Origin of the sequence: Roseburia sp. AF22-2LB, assembly GCF_003461125.1 — a bacterium.
Classification (GTDB): domain Bacteria; phylum Bacillota; class Clostridia; order Lachnospirales; family Lachnospiraceae; genus Roseburia_C; species Roseburia_C amylophila.
Window position 1 is genome coordinate 127086 of record NZ_QTWM01000008.1, and the last position, 23547, is coordinate 150632.

Sequence of the window (23547 nt, forward strand, 5' to 3'; positions counted from 1 at the left end):
ATCTACAGGAAACGGCAAAGCTCCGGCATCCAGTCTCCGATAAAAATTTCATCTTTGATAATTGCACGCCAGACTGGTGGAAAGAAGGCTTCCAAAAGAGTCATCACTTCCGCCCAGTCCGGCTCTTTTTTTCGCTCCCGCTTTAAGTATGCCGCCCATTTCCGCTTCATATAAGTATAATCCTTATAGTGAAGGACGGTATCCAGCCGGTCTTTTCCAAAGGCCAGCTCTCTCTTTGTTCCAATTTCAATAATCTGCTGCTCAACCTTTCTGCCATCTAACGCCTCTTTCTTTAAGATTCCATAAATTTCTTCATAGCAGGACAGGTCGTTGATTAATTCCATTTTCTCTAAAATTTCCACAAAATTCTCTGCCACAACCTGCTCATAAGGATATTGCAGAAACTTTATTACCGTATTCTCCTGTAAGAAAAATGGCAATTCTCCATGGGCAGGCTGCATCTGCTCGTCCCGAAGCTCCTGAAAACGCAGGGTAATGGGAACTTCATGCTCCTTTGATTTTGCCAGCACCTCTATTTGATAGCTTCCCGCCCTTTCTTTCTCTATCTGATAGACATACTCCGGCTTCCGGCTTAACACCTCTTTCATGAGCTGCCCTAACTGCATTTCCGTTAAATGCTCATCCTTTACCACCTGATAATAATAGGAAAGGGAAAAGACTCTCTTCCGGCGGTAATTCTCCACACCGAGGCTGCTGCCATTTCTAAGATAAAGCTTCTCTGCAAATGTTGATTTACTTATCTGATATAGAAAATACTCGGTTACTGCAGAAGGAAGCAGGTCCACAAAAGGGATTTGCAAGTCCTCACTTCTCTGCCGGATCAATGATTCTCTCAGTATGCACTCTGCCACTACAGCCACACTCCAATTCTGCTCTGAATCTTTGCCACAACCTTGCGGGCTCTGGCATATTCCATTAATTTTGCAATATCTTTCTTTGGCTCATTGATAAATGCCAGCAGCGCCTTCTTTAAATCCTCCCGCTCCAGACGTTCCTCGTACTTGAGGCAGTCACAGATAAGACGCTCTTTTTCATAAATCTTCATCTCGCCACCGGCAAAAGGAATGGCCGTTACACCAAGCTCCATGACTTCCGGCTCTGTATAATATGGTTTCACCACCGGGTATTCCATGCGGAACCTTGACTTCGAAGTATTCTTGCTGATGGCAATACTCCATTCATAAGGACGCTTCTCAATATAACCGTAATAGTAAAGGGCGCTGTCCATACATAAGATCCCATCCGGAAACAGTCCCAGAATAATTTCTTCCTGCGGCTTCTCTTCATACCCCATGGAATAATATCCACTCTTTACATGGTCAAGTATGCCGGCTTTCACCAGTCCCTGAATACTTTTATAGGTCAATCCCAAAGGATATAATTTTTCGGCTTTCACAATGCCATTATTTTCTTCTAAAAGCTTCTTTATCTCTTCAATGGTCTGCTCTTTCTGCTTCGCATTCATAGATATCGCTCCTTCGCATTTTTCTTCTAGTATAAGTTAATTTTTGCCGCTTGTCAATTTCTGTTGCAATTTGTCCCATTTTTTTAATTTGTCGTTGTAAAAGTTATTTTCTTGTCGTATAATTTATTTGGAACAATATTTAATGTCGCATATGTCTATTCGAATATACGCTTGTTTTTGATAAATGAGGTATTTATGCAAACAGAAAATACTACCCGAAAAAACCCTTCCCGGGAAACCTGCCAGAAGATTATCAAACGTATTCTGGTCACAGAAGTATTAGAAAAGGGCTGCAATGAACATTTCCGGCAAGCTTCAGATTTTATGGGATATTTCCAGTCCCTGTACCCCGCTTCCGATGCACTGACCAAACAGGTGCAGCGTGCCATCAAGGCAATGGATATGCCCCGGGATGAGAGAGGTTACTTTATTGTAAATAAAACATCCGAGCAATTTGAGCAGGACAAAGAAATCAGCCGCCTGCTGCAATCCAGTGAAGCTTCTTTAAAAAGTCTGGAGGAATCCGAACCGGTACTGATTGAAGTACCAACCGAGCTTGCCGATTATCTGATGTATACTTTAAGTTCTTCCATCAGCTTAAAGGGACATTATGATACTATGGTAAAGGCTTATAATGGTATCATTATCTACACCAGGGAGCGCAGCCGTATCCTTTCCTACCTCCAGACTCTGTTATCCACAAATTGATGATAATTATCCAAATAGTGTGGATAACTCTGCTACGATAACAGAATAATAATGGATTTATCCACAAATTATCAGAATATATCTCGTCCTAACTTTAATGTCCAAGATAACGTAAAACGACAATATTTAAATTTAAATATTGTCGTTTCTTTTTATTCTTGTCTTTTTCAGTTGTTCTATAGCAATTTTCGAGACTATTTTCTTCTTCTGTGCCGTCTTCTCTTGCTGCGATAGTTTCTCTTTATAGTTTTGTAACGCTTATCCGGTCTGCTCTTTGAGAAATATTTGTGTCTGATAATATAGAAATTATCCGCAAATCTCCGAATCAGAAATGCTATGACCACAAGGGCTGCGATACCGAGAATTCCCAATAACACTTTCAAGATGTTTATCTGGAACTTATGCTTCGTAGTGGTCCTGGTTCCTGCTTCCGTAGAAATCTCTTCTGATTTTACATTATCAAAAGAGAACGTATCTGCTTTTACTCCGGTGGAAACAATATCCGCACCGCCTACATCATGTCCTGCAAATGTATATCTGATATTTGCCAACACATCATCCGAAGTATTATCATAGCTTACTGCCGGCGCAGCTTCACTGAATTCTGCACTCTTTGGCAGAACGATATTTCCCGCCGGATCTATCTTTACAAAGGAGGAATTGGTATTGAGCATTCCTGTATCCATTTCTCCATTTTCAAGCCTTGTCTCATTCTGAGCTACATTATATAGCGAAAAGTTCTCAAAATAATAATTATACAATGCAATACTGTCTGTCCACTGCGCTGGCGACTGGGCATTCATAATGACACAGATAAGTGTCATATCGTCCTTTTCTGCAAAGGTAACCAGCGTACTGTTTGCCGCTGTGGTGTATCCGGTCTTACCACCTACACAGTATTCATATAGATACTGTCCTCTGGTTTTAAAGGCATGAATCATTTCATTATGATTCTGCAGATAGGTGATCTCATCATGCTTGTTGGTTGGTGGAATCTGATAGGTCTTTGTTGCTGTAATCGCACGGAAAGTCTCATTCTGGTAAGCCGCCTTTGCAATCAGTGCCATATCATAACAGCAGGTGTAGTGAAGGGTTGCATCCTCTCCCTCAGATAGTCCGTGTGGATTGTTAAAATGTGTATTCACACAACCTAACTCTGCCGCTTTGTCATTCATCATCTGAACGAAATTCTCAACGGTTCCGCCTACATGCTCCGCTACCGCATAGGCACATTCATTGGCAGACTCCAGCATGACTGCATAAAGGCATTCCTCCATGGTCATCTGCTCTCCCACATCCCTGGAGATTCCGGAACCATGGGTGTTATAAACCGCCTCTTTGGAAAATGTTACTGTCTCATCCAGCGAACAATTTTCCAGTGCCAGAAGCGTGGTCATAATCTTCGTGATACTTGCCGGACAATGCTGCTCCGTGGAATTCTTATCATAAAGAACCGTTCCTGTGCTCTCTTCCATCACAATCGCATTGGGTGATTCGGTTTCCGGGTCCTGGGGCCAGTACTCTGCCGCCTTTACCTTTTGTGTGTTTATACCCAATAAGCCGACAAAACAGCACACTGCCAGTCCGAAACTTAATATTCTCTTTTTCTTTTTCATTTTCTGCTGCTCCTAAATCATTCTTACCTTTAAGTATATATCAATCCATTTCCATGGTGCAATACCTTTCCATTAATATTCACAATTCTCTTTCTTTTAAACCATAAATATGATAAATTGTTTTCGAAAGATATATATAAGTAGAAAGGATTTCATATTATGAGACTTCGCAATATCCCGGCGGCTGCGCCGGCTGTAGAAGCCAGTGACCTCTGTATCAAGGATGCCGCTTCCCATAAAGGACACTGGAATGAAATATTTGGAAATGACCACCCGATCCGCATTGAAATCGGCATGGGCAAGGGACGCTTTATCATGGACTTAGCTGCCCGGAATCCGGATATCAACTATCTTGGCATGGAACGTTACGAAAGCGTATTGTATCGCGGACTCCAGAAATTGGAAGAAAATCCACTGCCAAACTTACGCCTTCTGTGTGAAGATGCGGCACTTCTGCCGGACTTCTTCGAAAAGGGCGAGTTAGACCGCATTTATCTCAATTTCTCCGACCCATGGCCAAAGGACCGCCATGCCAAAAGAAGACTGACCTCCCGCCAGTTCTTAGAGCGCTATGACAAAGTCTTAAAAGATGACGGACAGATTGAGTTTAAGACCGATAACGTAGGACTTTTTGACTTCTCCTTAGAAGAAATCGATGCTGCAGGCTGGAATCTGGACGCATTTACAAGGGATTTACACCATGATACTGCCATGAACGAAGGCAATATTATGACCGAATACGAAGAGAAATTCTCTTCCAGGGGAAATCCTATCTGCAAGCTGATTACTTCCAGAAATATTCCTTTATGACCTTTCCGATAGTGCCAGTGCACGGACACTGCCGGATGCATGACCCATGAGATGAACCATTTGCCTGAGCATCCGGAGTTGGTTTATCAGTGAAATTTTTATAAATTTTTCTTTTTTTATTGTGGCTTATCTTCTGAGGGTTTATAATACATCGTAGCACAAATCATTGATACAATGTAAGGAGATGTATACCATGTACGAATTCACAGAAGATTGTATGATTCATATTCCACAAATAGATGAGGAACACCGCAAATTATTCCAGATGATAAATGATGCTCTTTCCCTTGTTAAAACAACCGAAGATATTTCCGGAATTGCCCAGAGCCTGCTTCTTCATCTGAAGGATTATGCGAATACACATTTCGCCCATGAAGAGGCTTATATGGAACAGATTCATGACCCGGAGCTTCCTCTTCAGAAAAAGGAACATGCTGAATTTGCTGAGAAAATCAATTCCTTTATTTTAGATAAGTCCTCAAAAGAGGCTGCCAGAGCATCTTTCGAAGAACTGCTTTCCTATCTGGTACGCTGGCTGTACCACCATATCTTAAGCAGTGATATGATGATTGGAAAAATGTCCGCAGTTGAAGGGACTTCCGAAGACCCATTTGCCTTTACGGACAAATACAAGACCGGCATTGACCTTGTAGATAAAGAGCACCGCCGTCTCTTTGAGATTATAAAAGAGACCAATGACCTGATTCAAAACGATCTGCTGCATGACAAATATGATGAAATTATGCGGCTTTTAGTGGAATTAAAGGATTATACACAATTTCATTTTGCTGATGAGGAAATGCTGATGGAGAAGATGCACTATCCGGAACTGGCTGCCCAGAAGCGTGCCCACACTGCTTTCGTTGAACGCCTGGTAGAAATTGACCTCTCAGAACTTGACGATATGGACAATAACCAGCAGACTTATCTTCTGGAACTGATCCAGTTCCTGCTGGGCTGGTTATCCAACCATATTATTGGTATGGATAAAAAAATTGCTGTCTATATGGACGAAATGAAAAAATAATAAACTGCAGAGCATACAGCATAAAACCGGCTTCCTGATATTAGATTTTATTCTAAGTCAGGGCGTCGGTTTTCTTATATAAAGTGTCTTTCTGTGACACGCTCTCCTTTTTCAAGATGAACGAAATTACAATCCCATTTTCCAGATAAAAGCTTTCTTATAATATTGCAGTCGGATGGCTCCACCGCCAGCTTCTTATTTAGAAGTTCTGCAGGTCTTTTCAGTCCATCTTTGGTTTTCTTTATATCATAGCTTTGCGTATCTATTAAAGTAATCTTCTCATAACCGCCATAGATTGTATCTAAAACTTCCATCCCCCGTTCTCTGCCATAAGCAGCAAGAACGGTACTGCACTGGCCTCCAATGGACTCCTTGTCAATTGTCCACGCTCTTGTCGCATAAAGAGAATTCTTATCCACATGATTCTCCAAAAGCTGGTGGATGCAGTCGTGGAAACGTGGCATTACAAGCTCGGTATTCCAGCTCACAATCCCTTCCGTGCCCCGCCCGCACAATCCATAGGTGATCAGGATTATATCCACATCCTGGTGCCTGTCAATCTCCTGCTGCAGCAGATTTCTTAATACAGACGGGTTTCTATGCAATCCACGTTGCAGATATACAACAGGATATGTTATATTTAATTGTTTTCTGTACTTTTCAATTTCATCCTGCTGCATTGCACAGGCAATCAGAATTTTCTTTTCCAAATGATTTCCTCTATATTTATATATTTTTCTATATCCTTTTGCATATAATATCTAAAAAAGGGTATGCCTCATGAAATTCAAATCAAACTGCTTTTCCAGAAAGGCTTTGCTTTTTTCCTACCGTAAGCCTGCCCTGCATACTAAATTTACTACAATTCAAAGGTCTTTGAAAGAAGTAAAAAATATACTGAACAAATAAACGATATCTTCATCATTCCTTATTTACATCTACAGAACCTGCCACGGGCAGCTTCTTACGGATTTTTTATAACAAAAAAAAGCACCAACCCCATGGCTCCACGTCCACAAAATCGGTACTTTACATGCGCCACCAGGGGTTCGAACCCTGGACACCCTGATTAAGAGTCAGGTGCTCTGCCAGCTGAGCTAGTGGCGCATTGCTTAACGCAAGGACTATTATATAATAGAATTTATCGAATTGCAAGTAATTTTTTATTTTTTTTAAAAATTTTGTAAATTACATATTAGCAAATAATGCCGCAATTTCTTCCGGTGTCATCATATGATTCGGGGCAGAATTTGCCTCGATAACAGGCTCTGCTGCCGGTTCTTCCACAACCGGTTCTGACACAGGTTCCTCTTCCGTTATCGGCTCAGATTCTTCTGAAATAGCATCTTCTGTTACAACTGGTGCTTCTTCAGCTGCTGAATCTGCATTTGCAATCAAAGCTGCAATCTCTTCCGGTGTCATCATATGATTCGGGTCGGAATTCATTTCCATAACCGGTTCATCAATGGTATTTACCATTTCTTCTGTAAATGCAGGTTCTTCCGGTTCTTCATCTGCAAATCCAAGTGTATCATCAAAACCAACTGGTTCTTCTGGTTCCGGTTCATTGTTTTCTTCTGCAGATCCGGTTTCTTCTGCTACTTCTTTTGTAGTTTCAGCTGCTTCGTCATTTCCGAATAAAGCATCTATATTTAATAAATCATCTTCTGCTAAATCCGGCATATCCTCTGCAGCTGTCTCCGGTTCTGTTGCCGGTTCCTCCGGCATCACTTCATTGATTGGGGCTTCCGGTTCTTCCGGCATCACTTCGTCGATTGGTGCTTTCGGTTCTTCCGGCATCACTTCGTCGATTGGTGCTTCCGGTTCTTCCGGTGTTACTTCCTCAACTGGTGCGGCTGATGATGGCTGTACCGGCGCTGCTGTATAAGCAACAGCTGGCGCACCATTTATTTTTCCAACTTCAGCTAATATGGTATTGTGGATGGATAATTCCATTTCTTTCACGAAAGCTGCCATTTCCTGCTGTTTTAGCAGAAGGTCTTTATTGGCATTCTCAACTATGATACGCTGCTGCTCTAACACGTTCTTCTCAAGATTATCCAGACGGTCGGAAAGATTAAATATCTGCTCTAATAATTTGTCGTTGGAATTCATCAATGCATCGGAATTTTCTTTGTTACGGCTTATGGTAACTTTGGCAATGGATTTCTGTGCATCTATGATGTCCTTTGTCGGTGAACCGGCTGCCTCTTCGATACGATCAAGCTGATCCGCAATATCTTCAAAAGATTTGCGGGTTACAAGATAAGAAGCTTTTTCTGACTTAAACAGATTATCATACTGTTCGTACTGGTCAATCTCTTTCTTATAATTTTTCTGGATTGCACTGGCAATCAGAATATAAATATCAGCCAGTGCTACAACTGTAAGTACAATCAATGCCACATAATTGGACGGATAGTTAATCATCACATATAATTCCCCTAAAACCAGCACTGTTAATACCAGTACAGCCGTCACAATTCTCAGATTGTAAGAATCCTTCTTTTGTTTGATGTTCTGCTTTGCTTCTTCCATTGTAAAAATCCTCCATGATTTTTTATTTTTCGCTAAATAGCAGGAGCAAACCGTAAAAACCTGCCACTATACTGGCAGTTCCCTGGATATGTCCTGCAGCCGGCTACTTACTTTCCCTGTAAGTATAATTAATTTTATTTTATCACAGGTAGAATTTTCCTTCAAGAAGCCTTTTCCAAAATAGAAATGAAAATTAAGATAGTTTGCTAGTTGATACCTTTACATATGAACTGATTTAAAAACTGATTTTTATCACATGGTCTGCCAAAAAGATAGCCCTGCAGATAATCAGCATGTATTTCTTTCAGCTTTTGATACCACTCTTCTTTTTCTATACCTTCTATACATATTTTGATATCTACACTATGTACCAGTTCAACTATTTTTTTTAACAGCTCAAAATCCCTTGTTTGACTCATAGCTTTTGCTGTAAAATGATTATCCAGTTTCACATAATTAGGATTCATGTTTACAATACAATGTAGATTCGAAAAACCTGTGCCAAAATCATCCAGAATAAACTGTATTTTTTTCTCTTCGAATTTCTTCCGAAGCGTATAAAAATACGGTGTCATATCCGTATATCCGCTTTCTGTCAGTTCCGCACACAGGCTCTCCGGCGGAAGATTATATTGTTCTATAGACGAAAGTATGTCCTTCCAGATATCACTTTTCATCATCTGAATATAAGATATATTTACATTAACCTTAAATCCCGGTATATACTGCCGCATTTCATGGCACATTGCCGCAGCTTCATTTAATACAAATCTTCCAGCCGGAATAATAAGCCCGGTTTCTTCCAGTAATGGTATAAATTCCACAGGCGAGATACTTTCTTTTTTTCCACCTGAATACATGGAAAACCTCATAAGCGCTTCCGCACCAATTATATTTCCCAAGGAACAATCTATAATCGGCTGATAGTATACTTCAAATCCTTCAAATTCATTTGTCACGGCACCTCGAAGTGCACTTTTTATTTTCTCTTTTTTTAAAAATAACTTATAATCTTCTTTTTCAAAAAAATATACTCCGTTTCCTCCCATGGATTTTGCCTGTTTTAAAGAGAAAACCGCTATTTTACGATACTCGTCATAATATTTTAAAAGCTTCGTTGCATGAATAATTCCGGTAGATACTGTAAAAACCACCTTATATTTTTCAGAAATAATAAAATCTTCTATTTTTTTACATATTTCCTTCTGCAATAGCATAACATCATCTCTTGTATGGCTTTCCAGATCAACAATCATATACTCATCTGCAACAAGATGGTACAGCTGCTGGTTATCAGAAAGACATTCCTTGATACCGTCAGCAACACTTTTCAACACATAATTTCCATAATCTACGCCTAATGTACCATTAATCGCATTAAATCCATCAATCCCTATATGTATTAAAAATACTGACGAGCTGTCTTTTATATGGGAAGAAACAAAGGAATGCATTTCTCTTTCACCCAAAAGTCCGCTGACATTATCTGCCCACTGTATATTTCCAATTTCGTTTACACAGCCTATAAGATAATGAGGTTTTCCATCGTTATCATTGATTACCTTTCCACGGCAGTTAATCCATACCGGCATCCCTTCTTTATCAAGCCATCTGTAATGCAGATTGTGATTTTTTTCGTTTCCATCCGCAATCCGCTGTAAATGTTCCCTAATCATCGGGCGGTCTTCTTCATATACAAAATAGCGGACACTGTCGGCAGCATTATCAAATGAATTGCCCGGCATCTTAAAACGCTTCACCGCTGCCTGTGAAATGATAAGGGTATTTTTCTGTAAATCTATAATATAAAGATAGTCATCCATACATGGTGCAAATACTTCTATTAAATCTTCTGCTCCTATTTCCTTGAGCAGTCTGCGTATGTTTGTATCCATAGTATAAGTGCCTTTCTTATAAAATTTTTATACTGATAAACTTTCTATTCTGTGGTAGAAATTATAGCTGGAAATCATTATCGTATTATACTGTTTTTTCTGATTCTGCCAATTTAAATTTACGAATCATTTCACGCAGATTTTCTGATTCGCTGCTCATCTCCTGGCTGGCAGCTGCACATTCCTCAGATGTTGCAGAATTGGTCTGTACAACATCATTAATTTGTTCAATTCCTTCATTAATCTGCTGGATTTCTGTTGTCTGTGTTTCTAACGTTTCCGCAATATTTGTAACTTCTTCTGTAATTATTTTAGAGTTCTCTGCAACATCTTCCAATTGCGCCGCAGTCTGTCCTGCAATCACCATACCCTTTTCTACTGCCTTCACAGAGGTTTCAATCAACATTGCAGATTCTTTCGCTGCCTGGGCACTCTGATCCGCTAACGAATTTACCTGATTTGCTACAACTGCAAATCCTTTTCCGGCTTCTCCTGCCCTTGCTGCTTCGATAGAAGCATTCAATGCAAGCAGATTTGTTTGGGAAGCAATTTCATTAATTGTTGCAATAATTTTGTCAATTTCTTTTGATGCTTCACTAATTTCATTCATGGAATCAACCATTTCATGCATCTTACCATTACTTTCTAAAATGGCATTTCCAAGCTCATCCACCCTTCCACTAATTTCTTTTGCAGATTTTGAATTATTTTCTACCTGTTCAAATACACCTGCAACTGTTGCTGTCAGTTCCTCTACTACTGCCGCCTGATTTGTAGCTCCATCTGCAAGATCATTAGAACTTGATGCTACCTGGTCTGCTGCATTTGAAACTTCATTGGAAACATTTTGAATTCCTCTAATCGTTTCTCCTATACTTTTTTCAAATTGCATAAAAGAATTTAAAATTCCGACAAAATCTCCCCGCCACTCTACTTCCGGTTTAACATCAAAATTTCCTGCTGCAAACAATTTCATTGCACGGTCAATATCGTCTACATAGCTTCCCAGGATACGGATTGATTTACGCATACTGTGTGCCAGTCTTCCAATCTCGTCTTCTGAACGATAATCCAGCGTACTGTGTAAATTTCCTTCTGTCAGTTCCTTTGCGACATCCTCAACTGCCCGTAAAGGTTCAAGAATTGTATCCAGGACTTTTTTACCTGTTTTCTTTGTCAGTGTCCATGCAAAAATTAAACACACTATAATACATACAATTCCTGCTGCAGCAAAAATAAATGTAGTTCTGGCAGCCCTGCTGCTCTCCTGGTCTGTTATATCATCTAATTTTATTGCGATTTCCACCGCTTTATTTAATGCAGGTGTGCAATCATTCATGATTTCATCAACTGCTTCTTCCTTATCACCACTTTTAATTTCTTCTATAATGGAATAACCAATATTTCCCCAATCCGAAAGGGCTGATGAATATTCCTCATAATCTGAGTCAGGAATAATTCCGGTTCCCTTTAAATTTTTCAGTTCAGAATCAACTTCTTTCAGCAGCTTTTCTACTGTTTTCTCATAACTGACATATGAAGAAGTATCATCATCTAATGCCATTTCCCTGATATTTCTTGCTGCCGCATTCACATTAATTCTACATATTTTTACTGCCTGATCTGCTACAGTAACATTTTCTATATAATGTACCATATTAGCAAATAAAACACCTATGACCACTATAGAAAGCAAGCCTGAAATTAACATCATAATAATGACTTTTCTGTAGCCATAGTTTATCCTTTCCTGCAGATGCATGTTTTCTAATTTCCCTTTCATTTTATCTTTTTGTGAAAACATTGATTCTTATTTCCTTTCTCTTTATTATATTTCTCTTTTTTTCCAGACCTTGTTATATCAGAATTTTTTCAAAAGTCAATGATTTTTCAGTTCTAATTTTCAGATTCTATTTTTCTTATAAAATTTAACACTTCCTACTTTGGTTTTTCGTCATTTTTTTTTACAGTATTGTTCTAAAAAAACGGCCGCACCATCTTCTATAGCAGCAAAAGCCATCTTATCGTCTGGCCATGATTTTCTGAGTGCCACATAAGAAATCAGAAAATTTGCAAGCCAGCCAGCCGGTACAGCAAGCCAGACAAATGCAATGCCAAAACGCGGTGCGAGTATCAAAGCAACTGACAGACGAATTGCAAGATTTACCATATTTGCAATGAGAAATGGACGCATGATTCCAAGTCCCCGAAGAACTCCGTCTGTTGCCATCTTGATACCCATGAAAATGAAAAAGAAGCCGAGCCATCTCATATAATCTCCAGACACCTGATATGCCAGCGCTGTTCCATCTTTACCCAGAAATAATGAAGAAATCTGTGTATGCAGTGTTTCAATGACTATAAAAGCAAGGACTGCAAAACATAAATCTAACACCAGTGCAGCGTGGTATCCTTTTTTGATACGCCCAATTTTCTTTGCGCCAAGATTCTGGGAAACATACGGAGAGACTGCATTGCCTATGGACACAAATATCAGTGAAAAAACATTCTCTACCCTCATCGTTGCCGCATAACCTGCAAGAGCCTGTGTACCAAACGGATTTACAACCGCCTGTACAATCATCATACCAATTGACACTGTTGACTGCTGGAGGACCGACGGTACAGCAATGCGGAGCATGGAATGTAATTCCCTCCCGTCAAACCAGCGAGCCGGACTCTTATACTGGCGTATCCGGTATAAAAAGATTAAAAACGAAAATACTGCCGAAATGCCTTGTGCAATAAGCGTGGCTAGGGCTGCACCGAACACACCCAGACCAAGGCCTGCTACCATCCAAAGATCCATCATAATATTCAGAACAGAAGAAAAAATCAAAAGGCATAATGGAATCTTTGATTCACCGATTGAAGTAAACATCGTTGAAAGAATGTTGTACATAAACAGAAACGGAAATCCCACAAAATAAACACGAAGATATAGTACTGCTTCCTCCAGTATATCAGCGGGTGTCTGTAATAAGTCCATCATGGAACGTGAAAAACAAAAGCCAGTAACTCCCAGAAGTATGCTAAGAACCAGAAAACTAATCAATGATGTTGATACGATTGTTTTCATTTTACTATAATCTCTGGCACCAAAATAACGGCTCACAAGTACACCTGCACCTACACCTGCACCAAGTGCTATACAAATGAATACATTCGTAAGGGCAGCACAGGCACCAACAGCCGCAAGGGCAGAAGATCCAACAAACTGACCCACAATGATTGAATCAGCCATATTGTAGACTTGTTGAAAAAAGCTTCCGAAAATCATTGGCATTGCAAAAACAGTCAGTGCTTTAAGGGGTGCATCTGTAATTAAATATTCATCTTTTGACATGATTTTCTTCCTCTGTAACTATTTTAAAGCACTATTACTACGGCATCAAGTCCCTCAACTTTTCCGTCAAACAGTTCTTCTCCAAGCAAATTATATTTTCCCTCATACTCATTAAATCTCTTCTCACTGCTGCTGCAGTTAAAAATCAATGCCATGGTCTCCTCACCATTTTTTCTAATCAGAACAATGGTTTCTTCCTCATCCCTTGTGATTGCCTCAATCAATTCACCTTCTACGATACATTTATATTTTTTTCGAACCTGCAACAGCTGTTTATACCATTCAAACATCTCTTTATCCTGGTATTCTTCATCCCAGTACATGCCACGTCTGCAATCCGGATCGTTTGCTCCCGGCATCGCATACTCATCTCCATAATAAATCATTGGCATTCCCGGCAATAACAATTGAAAAGCTGCTGCCAAATGCTGCTTTTTCTTATTATTCTTACATAAATGTAAAAATCTTGCTGTATCATGGCTGTCTATCAGATTCCACATAAGAGGATAACATTTCTTATTTAAGCGTCCTTTCAAATATCCAAGATTCTGTATAAACTGGCTGACCGTAATCTTTTCATCTGCAAGCAGATCTATCATATTCAGATAAAACGGATAATTCATGACCGTATCCCATTCATCTCCTTCAAGAAAATCTCCTGCATAATGCCAGATTTCTCCAATTATCAGCATATCTTTCTTTACTGCCTTAACTGCCTTTCTAAAATTCTTCCAGAAAAAATGACTGATTTCATCTCCTACATCCATTCTCCATCCGTCTATATCGCATTCCCTGATCCAATAGCATGCAACATCTGTAATAAATTTTTCAACTTCAGGATTTTTCAGATTTAATTTTGGCATTCCACCATAATAACCAAAGCATTTGAAATTTGGAATCTCTCCCCTTTCACTTTTAAGTGGAAATTCATCAATAAAATACCAGTCCAGATATTTAGACTTATTTCCTTTTTCTAAAATATCTTCGAATGCAAAAAATTCCTTTCCTGTATGGTTAAACACCGCATCCATAACCACTTTCATTCCATATTCATGTGCTTTTTGTACCAGCTCTTTAAGATCCTCTGCTGTTCCAAATGAGGGATCAATCTGATAATAATCAATGGTATCGTATTTATGGCTTGAATTTGATTTAAAGATTGGTGTCATATATAAAACATCAATTCCAAGACTATGGATATAATCCAGATGTTCTATAATTCCTCTGAGATCACCATGCAGATTATCCATAGACGTAACTGGTGCTTTATACCATACTTCCTTGTCTACCGGCTGTGATGATGCAAAACGGGACGGAAAAATCTGATATACGACCTTATTTTCTGCCCACTTTGGCACCACAAACATTTCTTCCTCCCGTAGATTCTGCGGGCAGTCAAACATTCTGTCTCTGTTTGTAATACATTCCTTACTAAACTCATAATTGCCGTAATATACTTTTTCCCCCTGCATGTCCGTAAATTCAAAAAAATAACGGAGACATATCAAATGCATCTGTATCTGCGCTTCATAATAATCCTGAAACTGTGAGGTCGCAACCTTCTTCATTGGAATTGTCTTTCGCGTATCCTTCCATTCCATTGGTATATACTTATCTTCATAATGAAGAATTATTTCCTTTATATCATCTCTTTTTACCTGGATGCGTATCACAAATAAATCCTTATCTATTGCATAGCAGAATCTTTTGTCCATATCATGGATAATTGCAGAGTATTCCATTCATTTTCTCCTTTACATATTCTGTTTTCTTCTTTCGTATTACTTACTTTTTCTATATCTTAACGTGATAATCCTGGCTTGTCTATAGATAACTTCCTCTGCAGCTTACCGATTGACAAAAATATCCGAATCTCTGTTATCCGTCTTTTATGTCAATGACATTTTCTCCTTTTCCCTGAACGAAAAAAATCACCCAGACTAGAATTTTTAATCTAATCTGAGTGATGCTTCGTCAGGCCTGTTTTCATCTCTGTAAAGCACCTTTCAGTGCTCGTCCGGTACTCGGAGCACCCGGAGGATGTAACCATTCCGTTCCATCGAGTTCACTCGGTTGGCCACCATTACGATTCAGCTTCGTAACAATGATCACTTGGTTTTCTTATTAGATTAGCTATATTATAACGTGCTGTAGGTCGGATGTCGATAATTTTTTGACCATATTTATTGTTTTATATGTTACTTCTCTATTAGTTCTGCAAACTTGAATTTATTACTCCAAAATAACCGGAAGCATAATCATAATAATTCCAAATAGGGCAAATAGAATACCACCTATTTTTGTGGTTTTCAAGTAAAACTCAGATGGTTCATCTGCACGATAAGATTTCCATTCTTCTGTTAATTTCCATATTAAGCCCGGCTTTAAGAAGATAAACATACCTAACGCAAAGATTATAATTCCACCACCAATAGACCACCACATATTTACCACCTCCTTTAGCAGTCGAGTAGACTTACACCTCACAATGTAAGCCCCTCACAGAACCGTACGTGCGGCTTTCCCGCATACGGCTCTTCATAATAATATTTACAGTCTCAAAACAAGCTGACATAAATCTTTGGCATTGCCAATGGATAATATTTCAGCATTTCAATGAATCTCGAATGCTGTCGAATGGTGCCGGGAACAGAATCTTGAATTTGATGCAGTTAATGACAATCTTCCGGAAAACGCAAAGGCATAGAACCCGTAATGGGGCTATGCCTTTGTGCTTATTCTAGCATTCATTTTTAGTTAGTGCGGGTTATTTACCTAATACAGTTCTTCTCATAATAAAAATCTGTTAGTTAAACTTTTTCAAATTTTGCTACTTCATCCGATAAATCTTCCGAAAGGTTCTTATTTTCGTCCGCCTGCACTGTAATTGCTGAAATTGCTGTTACAAGTTGTGATATCTCTTGTGCTACGTTTGTAACACCTTTTGCAGATTCTTCAATCGCTATAGAAATGTTATTGATACCTTCATTCATATCATTCATTGTACCTAAGCTATCTTTTGACTTAACTGCAAACTCGTTAAATGTATTACTTGCCTGATCAGAATCAGCATCATAATTTCCAATAATTTTTACAAAGTTGTCATAATCAAGTGCTACCTTTTCATCTACAAAACGAATCATTTCCGTTGCATTTCCAGACAGATTGTTTACTGCCTCAATAACTTTTCCACTGATTTCCTGAATATTGTTTGCTGTCTCACGTGAACTATCTGCAAGCTGTCTGATTTCATCTGCAACAACGGCAAAGCCCCTGCCTGCTTCCCCTGCTCTTGCTGCTTCAATCGATGCATTAAGTGCTAGAAGATTTGTCTGTGCTGCGATATTTAAGATATTTTCTGTAAGTTTTGCAATTTCATTTACAGACTTAGATGCTTCTACTGCCTCCGCGACATCCTTTTGAATGCCATCAAATGTTTCTACTGTTTTTTCTTTTGATGCAATCGCTTCTTTATAGCTATTTTCTGCAGTAAGCTTCACTTCATGCATCTTCATTGCAGAGTTCTTAGCATCCTCATTCATGCCTTCCATTTTCTTTAGCAGATTATTACATCCTTGGGCTAAATCATATAGAGAAGCAGATACCTCTTCCATGGATGCTGCAAGTTCTTCCGATGTTGCACTCACATTGGATGCACTCATATTTGAAGATTCCGCCTCATTTTGTACAAGATAGGAAGATTTTTTCATATCTTTTGATACACTCTGAATCTTTACCATAAGATTTTGTAATGTTTCAATAAAATGGTTGACACCATTTGCAAGCTGACCAATTTCATCACTGGTTTCATCAAATACTCTTAACGTAAGATTACCCTGTCCTGATTCTATACCTAAAATGATATCATCCAAATCATTCTTTGCTCTTTTTGCTGGACGAACAATGGACTTATTAATAACAATCGAAAGAAGTACGATTACAATAATATCAGCTACCACAAGTGCAAGATCAAAAATGATGCTTCCATTTATTCTGTAGTTGATATGTCTGATGGCTTCTGCCACTTCTCCTTTTGCTGTTTCAAAAACCGCGGTATCATTATTTTCCACTGCTTCTTCATATTGTTCAAACTGTTCTATAAGCACATTATTCTTTCCTCGAATAGCTTGTAATGCCATTAAATTCAAGACTGTAATCAAAACTGCAAAAAAGCCTACAGACACTAACATTGTTACTAACTTTTTTCCCAAGTTCTTTCTCTTTTTCATGTTTATTTTTCTTCTTTCTGCGAAAGGCACCAATGCGTTATGTTTTGGAATTTTCTAGCATCATTCTACCCCACCCCACAAAATTTTGTCAATGCTTTATTCTCTTGATAGAAAATTTTAATCTTTACTCTGATGAGGATGGCGTGAAACACATCCGTATCAAAGCCAGACCTAATAAATGGCATGAGAATGACTGCCCTTTCTGTCACAAGTCATGTCCTGTTTATGACAAACATTCCAGCAGACCAACCACTTGGAGGGGGCTGGGAAACTGTAGGCCGCTGTGTCAATCGTGCTCTTCATGATTTAGAACCGGAGCGCTCAAGAAGACTTGATGGTCTGGTTAATATCGGCATTGACGAAACCAGTTACAAAAAGGGGCACAAGTACATTACAGTAATTGTTAATCACGATACCAACACAGTGGTATGGGCATCGGAAGGCCATGGAGTTTTATAAACAGCTTACTCCAGAGCAGCTATCCAGCATCAAGGTTGTTACAGGTGATGGTGCCAAATGGATCACAGAGTGTGTAAATGAATACACTCCTGACTGCGCCCGTTGTGTTGATTCCTTTCACGTAGTCGAGTGGGCTATGACAGTTCTCGATGAAGTCAGAAAAAATATCTGGCATGATGCCTACAGCGAATATAAGCAGGTCAAAAAAGATAATCCATGTGGCAAGGGTCGTCCTAAAAAGGATGATCCTGAACTTGCTATTGTGAAAGCAGCTAAAGCTAAAGCAGATGAGATAAAAGGCTCTGCATACATGATAAAGGTTCTCTGTTTCCTTTTTGATACCAAATATCATATGCATTATATAATATCTTTCTAAACTCTTCCATGTTTCTATTATTGATAGTATTAAAATCTCCTATGAGAATATACTCTTCGTTAGAATGTTTCTGTAAAAATGAATACAATTCATTCCAAAATTGTTCATCATATTTGGGTGGAATTGGTTATCTAATTAACTACATTATTTTCTATCTAAAATATTCATAAATTCGTCACCTGTAATTGTTTCCTTCTCATACAGGTACATAGCCAGTTCGTCCAGTTTTTCCCTGTTTTCAGCAAGGATTTTTCTTGCTTTTTCATGCTCTGCTTTTACGAGCTGCACGACTTTTTCATCAATTTCCTTCTGGGTATCTGCAGAACAGGAAAGAGACGTATCGTCGCCAAGATACTGGTTGGTCACGGTTTCCATTGCCACCATGTCGAATTCATCTGTCATGCCGTAGCGGGTGATCATCGCTCTTGCAATTTTTGTTGCCTGTTCGATATCATTGGAGGCTCCGGTCGTGATCTCACCAAATACGATCTCCTCTGCCGCACGTCCGCCTGTAAATGTAGCAATCTTATTCTCAAGTTCTTTTTTCGTCATCAGATATTTATCACCCTGCTCAACCTGCATAGTGTAGCCGAGTGCACCTGAGGTACGCGGGATGATCGTAATCTTCTGGACCGGTGCTGAATGACTCTGCAATGCAGCTACCAGAGCGTGTCCTATCTCATGATATGCAACAACCTTCTTCTCCTGATCTGAAAGAACCGCATTCTTCTTCTGATATCCTGCAATAACCACTTCTATACTTTCTTCGAGATCAGATTCATTTACAACGGTCCTTCCACTACGGACAGCACGTAATGCTGCTTCATTTATAATATTGGCAAGCTCCGCACCGGATGCACCGGATGCCATACGTGCAATCGTATGCAGGTCAACATCATCAGATGCTTTTATCTTCTTTGCATGAACCTTTAAAATTGCTTCACGGCCTGCAAGATCCGGCAGTTCAACCGGCACACGCCTGTCAAAACGTCCCGGACGTGTAAGTGCCGGATCTAACGACTCCGGACGGTTCGTTGCAGCAAGAATGATGACACCATTATTTCCTTCAAATCCGTCCATCTCTGTAAGAAGCTGGTTTAAGGTCTGCTCCCTCTCATCATTTCCGCCCATTTGTCCGTCACGCTTTTTACCAATGGCATCAATTTCATCAATAAACACGATACATGGTGCCTTTTCCTTTGCCTGTCCGAAAAGATCTCGAACTTTGGAAGCTCCCATACCGACAAACATCTCAACGAATTCTGATCCGGACATTGAGAAAAATGGTACATTTGATTCACCCGCCACTGCTTTTGCAAGCATTGTTTTGCCGGTTCCCGGAGGTCCTACAAGAAGAACACCTTTTGGCATAGACGCACCTACATCGGTATACTTCTTCGGATTGTGAAGATAATCAACAATCTCTGAAAGGTTTTCTTTCGCCTCATCTTCTCCTGCAACATCTGAAAAACGGATTCCCTCACTGGATTGCACATAAATCTTCGCATTGCTTTTTCCCATTCCAAAAGCCATCGAATTTTTTCCTCCGGCATGCTCCATCAGTTTCTTCGCCATATAATTTCCCAGTGCGATAAAAAGGATCAATGGCAAAACCCCGGTCAGCAGGAAGCTGATGATCGGTGACATCTGCTTATCGATATCTTTTGCGAATACTGCTCCACATTCATATAGCCTGTCCGTCAGGTTTGGATCGTTCATCAGACCTGTTTTATAAATATTTTTTTGATCTTTATCTGTAAAGATGATCTGATTGTCCTTAACTTCTACTTCACCAATATTCTTCTTCTCGATCATGCTCATAAAAGTGCCATAATCCGTTTCCTTCACCTGATGCTCCATAAGGATTGGTGTGACAACCAGATTAAATACGATCAGCACTATTAACACAATCCCATAATAATATGCCAGTGGTTTTTTCGGTGTTTTAACTTCTTTCATGGTCTTTCCTCCTGTTGTTCTGCGTTATGCTTTCTCCGTGCATTTTCGTATTATTTATTCTGCCATCTGACTTCGCCCTTGGACAGAAGCGGATAACAGATCAGCTGATCTGAATCCAGATTTTCCGCATGCATGTCAACCGCTGTGATCTGATGATTATCATAAGTCGTATAATAATAAATACCTTTTGCTGTATTACAACAGGACGTGTATATCGTGATCTCATATTTGCCTTCTGTCACCTCACAGCATCCACGCTGCTGATCTACGGATCCTAAGATATGGAAGAACTGGCTTACACTCTCATCCTCTTCTTCACCGGAGATCGAATTTAATTTTGTAAAGGCAACTTTCACAAATCTTGACTGGCTGGAAAGATCTCCAGGTATTCCCATTCCACCCATTCCTCTGCTATATGCATCAAGCTGTAATACTCCTGCAAAAGTACTCTCCGGCTGTTTTCTGGATACTCCGGCATAATTATTAAGTGCAAACATCTGACTCGGGAATGGTGGATTATTGGTAAGCACTCCTACCGGATTATCATATACATGCAGCCCATCCTTCATAGACTCAACAACGATACAGGAGTCTTTGTCTGCAATGATCCAGTGAAGCTGTGCTGTCGGCAGCTGTTCACTGAATGCTGTACCTGTCAGTCTCATTGCTGCCAGCTTCTCTCTCGCCTCTGCTACAGTAGCACACTGTGTAAGGATCCATGGGATGAACTCGAACTGTGCCACCTGGCTGACTTCTGTTTCATCTTCCGGCAAAGCCTCTTCATATGCCGCATTGCCGACAAAATTAAGACCTGCCATTCCAAGGCCTTTTTCATTAACAGCATCATAATAAAGCGGATAACCTTCTGCAACAAATGCCATTCCGATCAAAGCATAATGGCTTTTTATCTTCCCGGCAAACCGGAAATCAAATTCGTAATTTCTTGGCGTTATCGTAATCTGTTCCCCATAGGAAAATTCATAATCAAGCGTTCTGCCCATATAAAAATCTTTTGTTTTGTAAGTTGCTGCTGTACACATATCGAACACCTCTTCTTTCTGCTATAATAGTCCTGCAAACAATCTCATAAACAACTGTCCGATCCGTAAATATGCACTCCGTCCTGTGCGGTATTTTTCGGTCACTTCCCTGCATTCATTCATTGTTGCTCCAAGATCATCTCTTATATCCAAAACTGTCTGACTATCCGCCATAAAACAACCATTTTCAAAGTGGTGATAAAGCAATGCCATTCAGTTAAGCATCATTTCAGTGGTTTTCTGTCATAGAAAGCCACTGTTTTTATGCCTAAAAACTTTAAAAATATTACAAAAAACAGTTGACAAGTAAGCCAATATATGTTGCGTAAGCCTTGATTATAAACATATTTCAAGGAGGCTCATTATGGCTGATTTTTTCTTATCTAATTTAAAATCCACACTCGACAACTGCATCACAGAACTTGATGAAATTCACTCCATGTTCTGCCATAATCCGGAAAGTGATTTTACCAGGAACCGCAAACTTTCTTTCCGCGAGTATATTCAGTTTATGCTCCAGATGCAGAGTAAATCCGTTTCAAATGCAGTAAACATATGCAGGGCATATCTCAAACATGGTGGTAACGAAACAGAGACCATGCTTCTCATACAAAAGTATCTGACACCTGTCAGGTACAATCGAAAATATCCTATCCACCTCCGTCCAAAGAGAAATAAGGATTTCATGTATCGGGTTGCATAAATCTCGTTACCATTATACTGCATTATAAGGCAGATAAGCAATCTGTCTTTTTGTCATAAAAAACCTTATCTAAATGACATTGAATGATTTATTTTCTATCTAAAATTTTATTAAACCGACTAAAGACTCCATAGTTTGTGTGTTTGACTTACTGTTTATATCTATCTTCTCCTAAATATTTTTCTAGTCATTGCAATATAAAATTGCTTATACAGTCTCTCCCTTAAGAGTCCTGGTATTCTGGATAATATACAGAGCGACCAATATGACCATCATTATAGCGCACTTTCCTTTTTTTTAGACATAAACCAATAAAATATAACACAAAATGCTAAAGCAAACACAACACCAAAAACATTTTGAATCACTCTAAGACTAACCGCTCCTTTTAATCCATAACTTTCCGCAGCAATTGCGAGAGCGCCAAAGGTATTAAATACAGCCTGCCAGCCGTATTGCGCTGAAAATCCTACACCAATTCCACCAAGAATTCCTATATAAGCATAGATGGATGATGGAAGCAGAAAATATAATACGGTGAAGCATATAACACCTACAATATTTCCGACAATCCTTTTACGGACTCTGTATTGCATGTCTTCCACAAACGGCAAAATTGCTGACATAGCCGCAATACCAGCCCACATTGCACGTGGCATATTACAAAGTTCTGCAATACAAAGGACAATCGGTACGCATAAAATCTGACATATCTGCCATTTTGTTCTGGAAGAAGTGATATCAAATTCTTGTATCAGATCTTTCAGATTTCTTTTATAAGTTCTGTTTTTATGATTTCGATAAAATACGAAGCAGGTAAGTGCTGCACCTAAAGCCATTCCGACTAATCGCATCTGATAGCTTTTTCCCGTAACATCATAACCATATAGCAGCAGATACCCAAGAACCAATGTAGATTGATTAAACATGAATGGATTATGGCATCCGAACAGAATCAACACAGCCAGTGCCGCAATATTTAACAGCATTCCCAATACCGGTGAAAACTGATTTGCTAAATGCGGACATACAGTCATAATTACAAAGAACAAAGCCAAAAGCATCGTAGATTGTCCGGTGTGGATCCCCAGATCCGCATTCCGAAATACCATAAGGCATAATAAGACTACTACACCTACAATGCTATTCTCATTTCCAAATAAGATACTGAAAATAGTAACAAATAAAAAACAAAATGCCATTGTAACAGCTATCTTCACCAGATATACCCACATATGATATAATTTTTCTTTTCGTGTTTCACTCTTTTTCAACAGGTTTTTAGAACCTGCCTGATTTAACTGCAATTCCTGATAAAATGTCATGTAATTCCTCCTCTATCTGTTTTTCTTAAA

General features: G+C 39.3%; 18 protein-coding genes, 1 tRNA gene and 3 pseudogenes. 5 read left to right on the top strand and 17 right to left on the bottom strand.

Going from position 1 to position 23547, the window contains the following annotated elements; all coding sequences use genetic code 11:
- Window positions 1–2 precede the first annotated feature (2 nt).
- Together DWX96_RS11750 and DWX96_RS11755 are read right to left on the bottom strand one after the other, a co-directional pair.
- Window positions 3–872, bottom strand: a complete 870-nt coding sequence (locus tag DWX96_RS11750; protein WP_147337985.1) for a hypothetical protein — start codon at window positions 870–872, stop codon at window positions 3–5.
- On the bottom strand, window positions 872–1486 hold the full coding sequence (locus DWX96_RS11755; RefSeq protein WP_117699118.1) for a type IV toxin-antitoxin system AbiEi family antitoxin domain-containing protein: 615 nt from the start codon (window positions 1484–1486) through the stop codon (window positions 872–874). Before DWX96_RS11755 ends, DWX96_RS11750 begins: the two co-directional genes overlap by 1 nt.
- A gap of 195 nt (window positions 1487–1681) precedes the next feature.
- On the opposite strand from DWX96_RS11755, the gene DWX96_RS11760 reads away from it, so the two are divergent.
- Entirely contained in the window at window positions 1682–2194 is a 513-nt protein-coding gene (locus DWX96_RS11760) for a hypothetical protein (RefSeq protein ID WP_117699117.1), read from the top strand.
- Between the two features lie 194 nt (window positions 2195–2388).
- Here the strand turns inward: DWX96_RS11760 and DWX96_RS11765 are convergent, their stop codons facing one another.
- A complete protein-coding gene (locus DWX96_RS11765; protein ID WP_118057516.1) occupies window positions 2389–3810 on the bottom strand; it encodes a D-alanyl-D-alanine carboxypeptidase family protein in 1422 nt (473 codons plus the stop codon).
- Between the two features lie 159 nt (window positions 3811–3969).
- On the opposite strand from DWX96_RS11765, the gene trmB reads away from it, so the two are divergent.
- Together trmB and DWX96_RS11775 are read left to right on the top strand one after the other, a co-directional pair.
- Window positions 3970–4620 carry a tRNA (guanosine(46)-N7)-methyltransferase TrmB gene (gene trmB / locus DWX96_RS11770; RefSeq protein ID WP_117699115.1) on the top strand — a complete coding sequence of 217 codons (651 nt, stop codon included), beginning with the start codon at window positions 3970–3972 and terminating at the stop codon, window positions 4618–4620.
- Window positions 4621–4813: 193 nt separating this feature from the next.
- The gene (locus DWX96_RS11775; RefSeq protein WP_118057515.1) at window positions 4814–5647 is read left to right on the top strand and encodes a bacteriohemerythrin; all 834 of its coding nucleotides are present in this window, start codon (window positions 4814–4816) and stop codon (window positions 5645–5647) included.
- A gap of 74 nt (window positions 5648–5721) precedes the next feature.
- Here the strand turns inward: DWX96_RS11775 and DWX96_RS11780 are convergent, their stop codons facing one another.
- The 9 genes from DWX96_RS11780 to DWX96_RS11820 form a co-directional block, all read right to left on the bottom strand.
- The gene (locus DWX96_RS11780; protein ID WP_118057514.1) at window positions 5722–6357 is read right to left on the bottom strand and encodes a DUF1638 domain-containing protein; all 636 of its coding nucleotides are present in this window, start codon (window positions 6355–6357) and stop codon (window positions 5722–5724) included.
- Between the two features lie 324 nt (window positions 6358–6681).
- Window positions 6682–6754 (bottom strand) — tRNA-Lys (locus DWX96_RS11785).
- 81 nt (window positions 6755–6835) lie between these two features.
- Window positions 6836–8185: a hypothetical protein gene (locus DWX96_RS11790; protein WP_118057513.1), complete on the bottom strand. Its 1350-nt coding sequence runs from the start codon at window positions 8183–8185 to the stop codon at window positions 6836–6838.
- A gap of 206 nt (window positions 8186–8391) precedes the next feature.
- Window positions 8392–10080: an EAL domain-containing protein gene (locus tag DWX96_RS11795; protein ID WP_118057512.1), complete on the bottom strand. Its 1689-nt coding sequence runs from the start codon at window positions 10078–10080 to the stop codon at window positions 8392–8394.
- Window positions 10081–10165: 85 nt separating this feature from the next.
- A complete protein-coding gene (locus tag DWX96_RS11800; protein ID WP_118057511.1) occupies window positions 10166–11884 on the bottom strand; it encodes a methyl-accepting chemotaxis protein in 1719 nt (572 codons plus the stop codon).
- 150 nt (window positions 11885–12034) lie between these two features.
- The gene (locus DWX96_RS11805) at window positions 12035–13426 is read right to left on the bottom strand and encodes an MATE family efflux transporter (RefSeq protein WP_118057510.1); all 1392 of its coding nucleotides are present in this window, start codon (window positions 13424–13426) and stop codon (window positions 12035–12037) included.
- A 23-nt stretch (window positions 13427–13449) separates the two neighbouring features.
- A complete protein-coding gene (locus tag DWX96_RS11810; RefSeq protein ID WP_118057509.1) occupies window positions 13450–15168 on the bottom strand; it encodes a glycoside hydrolase family 13 protein in 1719 nt (572 codons plus the stop codon).
- Between the two features lie 490 nt (window positions 15169–15658).
- Complete coding sequence (locus DWX96_RS11815; protein WP_015517695.1) at window positions 15659–15871, bottom strand: DUF6199 family natural product biosynthesis protein; 213 nt, start codon at window positions 15869–15871, stop codon at window positions 15659–15661.
- A 365-nt stretch (window positions 15872–16236) separates the two neighbouring features.
- Window positions 16237–17637, bottom strand: a complete 1401-nt coding sequence (locus DWX96_RS11820; protein WP_242988790.1) for a methyl-accepting chemotaxis protein — start codon at window positions 17635–17637, stop codon at window positions 16237–16239.
- A 243-nt stretch (window positions 17638–17880) separates the two neighbouring features.
- Between DWX96_RS11820 and DWX96_RS14820 the strand changes: the two are divergent.
- A pseudogene (locus tag DWX96_RS14820) lies at window positions 17881–18490 on the top strand (ISL3 family transposase).
- A gap of 144 nt (window positions 18491–18634) precedes the next feature.
- Here the strand turns inward: DWX96_RS14820 and ftsH are convergent.
- From ftsH to DWX96_RS14825, 3 genes and pseudogenes are all read right to left on the bottom strand, one after another.
- A complete protein-coding gene (gene ftsH, locus DWX96_RS11835) occupies window positions 18635–20449 on the bottom strand; it encodes an ATP-dependent zinc metalloprotease FtsH (protein WP_118057506.1) in 1815 nt (604 codons plus the stop codon).
- A 50-nt stretch (window positions 20450–20499) separates the two neighbouring features.
- Window positions 20500–21489 (bottom strand): choloylglycine hydrolase, encoded by a 990-nt coding sequence (gene bsh / locus DWX96_RS11840; RefSeq protein WP_008396540.1) that lies wholly within the window; start codon window positions 21487–21489, stop codon window positions 20500–20502.
- Window positions 21490–21510: 21 nt separating this feature from the next.
- A pseudogene (locus DWX96_RS14825) lies at window positions 21511–21693 on the bottom strand (hypothetical protein); the annotation flags it as partial.
- A 160-nt stretch (window positions 21694–21853) separates the two neighbouring features.
- On the opposite strand from DWX96_RS14825, the gene DWX96_RS11850 reads away from it, so the two are divergent.
- Window positions 21854–22192 (top strand): hypothetical protein, encoded by a 339-nt coding sequence (locus DWX96_RS11850; RefSeq protein WP_118057505.1) that lies wholly within the window; start codon window positions 21854–21856, stop codon window positions 22190–22192.
- A gap of 207 nt (window positions 22193–22399) precedes the next feature.
- Here the strand turns inward: DWX96_RS11850 and DWX96_RS11855 are convergent.
- Together DWX96_RS11855 and DWX96_RS11860 are read right to left on the bottom strand one after the other, a co-directional pair.
- Window positions 22400–22483, bottom strand: a pseudogene (locus DWX96_RS11855) (CDP-alcohol phosphatidyltransferase family protein); the annotation flags it as partial.
- Window positions 22468–23517, bottom strand: coding sequence for an FUSC family protein (locus DWX96_RS11860; protein ID WP_118057504.1), 1050 nt, complete (start codon window positions 23515–23517; stop codon window positions 22468–22470). The gene DWX96_RS11860 and the pseudogene DWX96_RS11855, both read right to left, overlap by 16 nt.
- Between the last annotated feature and the right edge of the window lie 30 nt (window positions 23518–23547).

Bases quoted from the DNA above. Each gene is read 5' to 3' on its own strand.
- DWX96_RS11755 (WP_117699118.1), bottom strand. From the start codon at position 1,486: ATGAATGCGAAGCAGAAAGAGCAGACCATTGAAGAGATAAAGAAGCTT.
- DWX96_RS11760 (WP_117699117.1), top strand. From the start codon at position 1,682: ATGCAAACAGAAAATACTACCCGAAAAAACCCTTCCCGGGAAACCTGC.
- DWX96_RS11765 (WP_118057516.1), bottom strand. From the start codon at position 3,810: ATGAAAAAGAAAAAGAGAATATTAAGTTTCGGACTGGCAGTGTGCTGT.
- trmB (WP_117699115.1), top strand. From the start codon at position 3,970: ATGAGACTTCGCAATATCCCGGCGGCTGCGCCGGCTGTAGAAGCCAGT.
- DWX96_RS11775 (WP_118057515.1), top strand. From the start codon at position 4,814: ATGTACGAATTCACAGAAGATTGTATGATTCATATTCCACAAATAGAT.
- DWX96_RS11790 (WP_118057513.1), bottom strand. From the start codon at position 8,185: ATGGAAGAAGCAAAGCAGAACATCAAACAAAAGAAGGATTCTTACAAT.
- DWX96_RS11795 (WP_118057512.1), bottom strand. From the start codon at position 10,080: ATGGATACAAACATACGCAGACTGCTCAAGGAAATAGGAGCAGAAGAT.
- DWX96_RS11800 (WP_118057511.1), bottom strand. From the start codon at position 11,884: ATGTTTTCACAAAAAGATAAAATGAAAGGGAAATTAGAAAACATGCAT.
- DWX96_RS11805 (WP_118057510.1), bottom strand. From the start codon at position 13,426: ATGTCAAAAGATGAATATTTAATTACAGATGCACCCCTTAAAGCACTG.
- DWX96_RS11810 (WP_118057509.1), bottom strand. From the start codon at position 15,168: ATGGAATACTCTGCAATTATCCATGATATGGACAAAAGATTCTGCTAT.
- DWX96_RS11815 (WP_015517695.1), bottom strand. From the start codon at position 15,871: ATGTGGTGGTCTATTGGTGGTGGAATTATAATCTTTGCGTTAGGTATG.
- ftsH (WP_118057506.1), bottom strand. From the start codon at position 20,449: ATGAAAGAAGTTAAAACACCGAAAAAACCACTGGCATATTATTATGGG.
- bsh (WP_008396540.1), bottom strand. From the start codon at position 21,489: ATGTGTACAGCAGCAACTTACAAAACAAAAGATTTTTATATGGGCAGA.
- DWX96_RS11850 (WP_118057505.1), top strand. From the start codon at position 21,854: ATGGCTGATTTTTTCTTATCTAATTTAAAATCCACACTCGACAACTGC.
- DWX96_RS11860 (WP_118057504.1), bottom strand. From the start codon at position 23,517: ATGACATTTTATCAGGAATTGCAGTTAAATCAGGCAGGTTCTAAAAAC.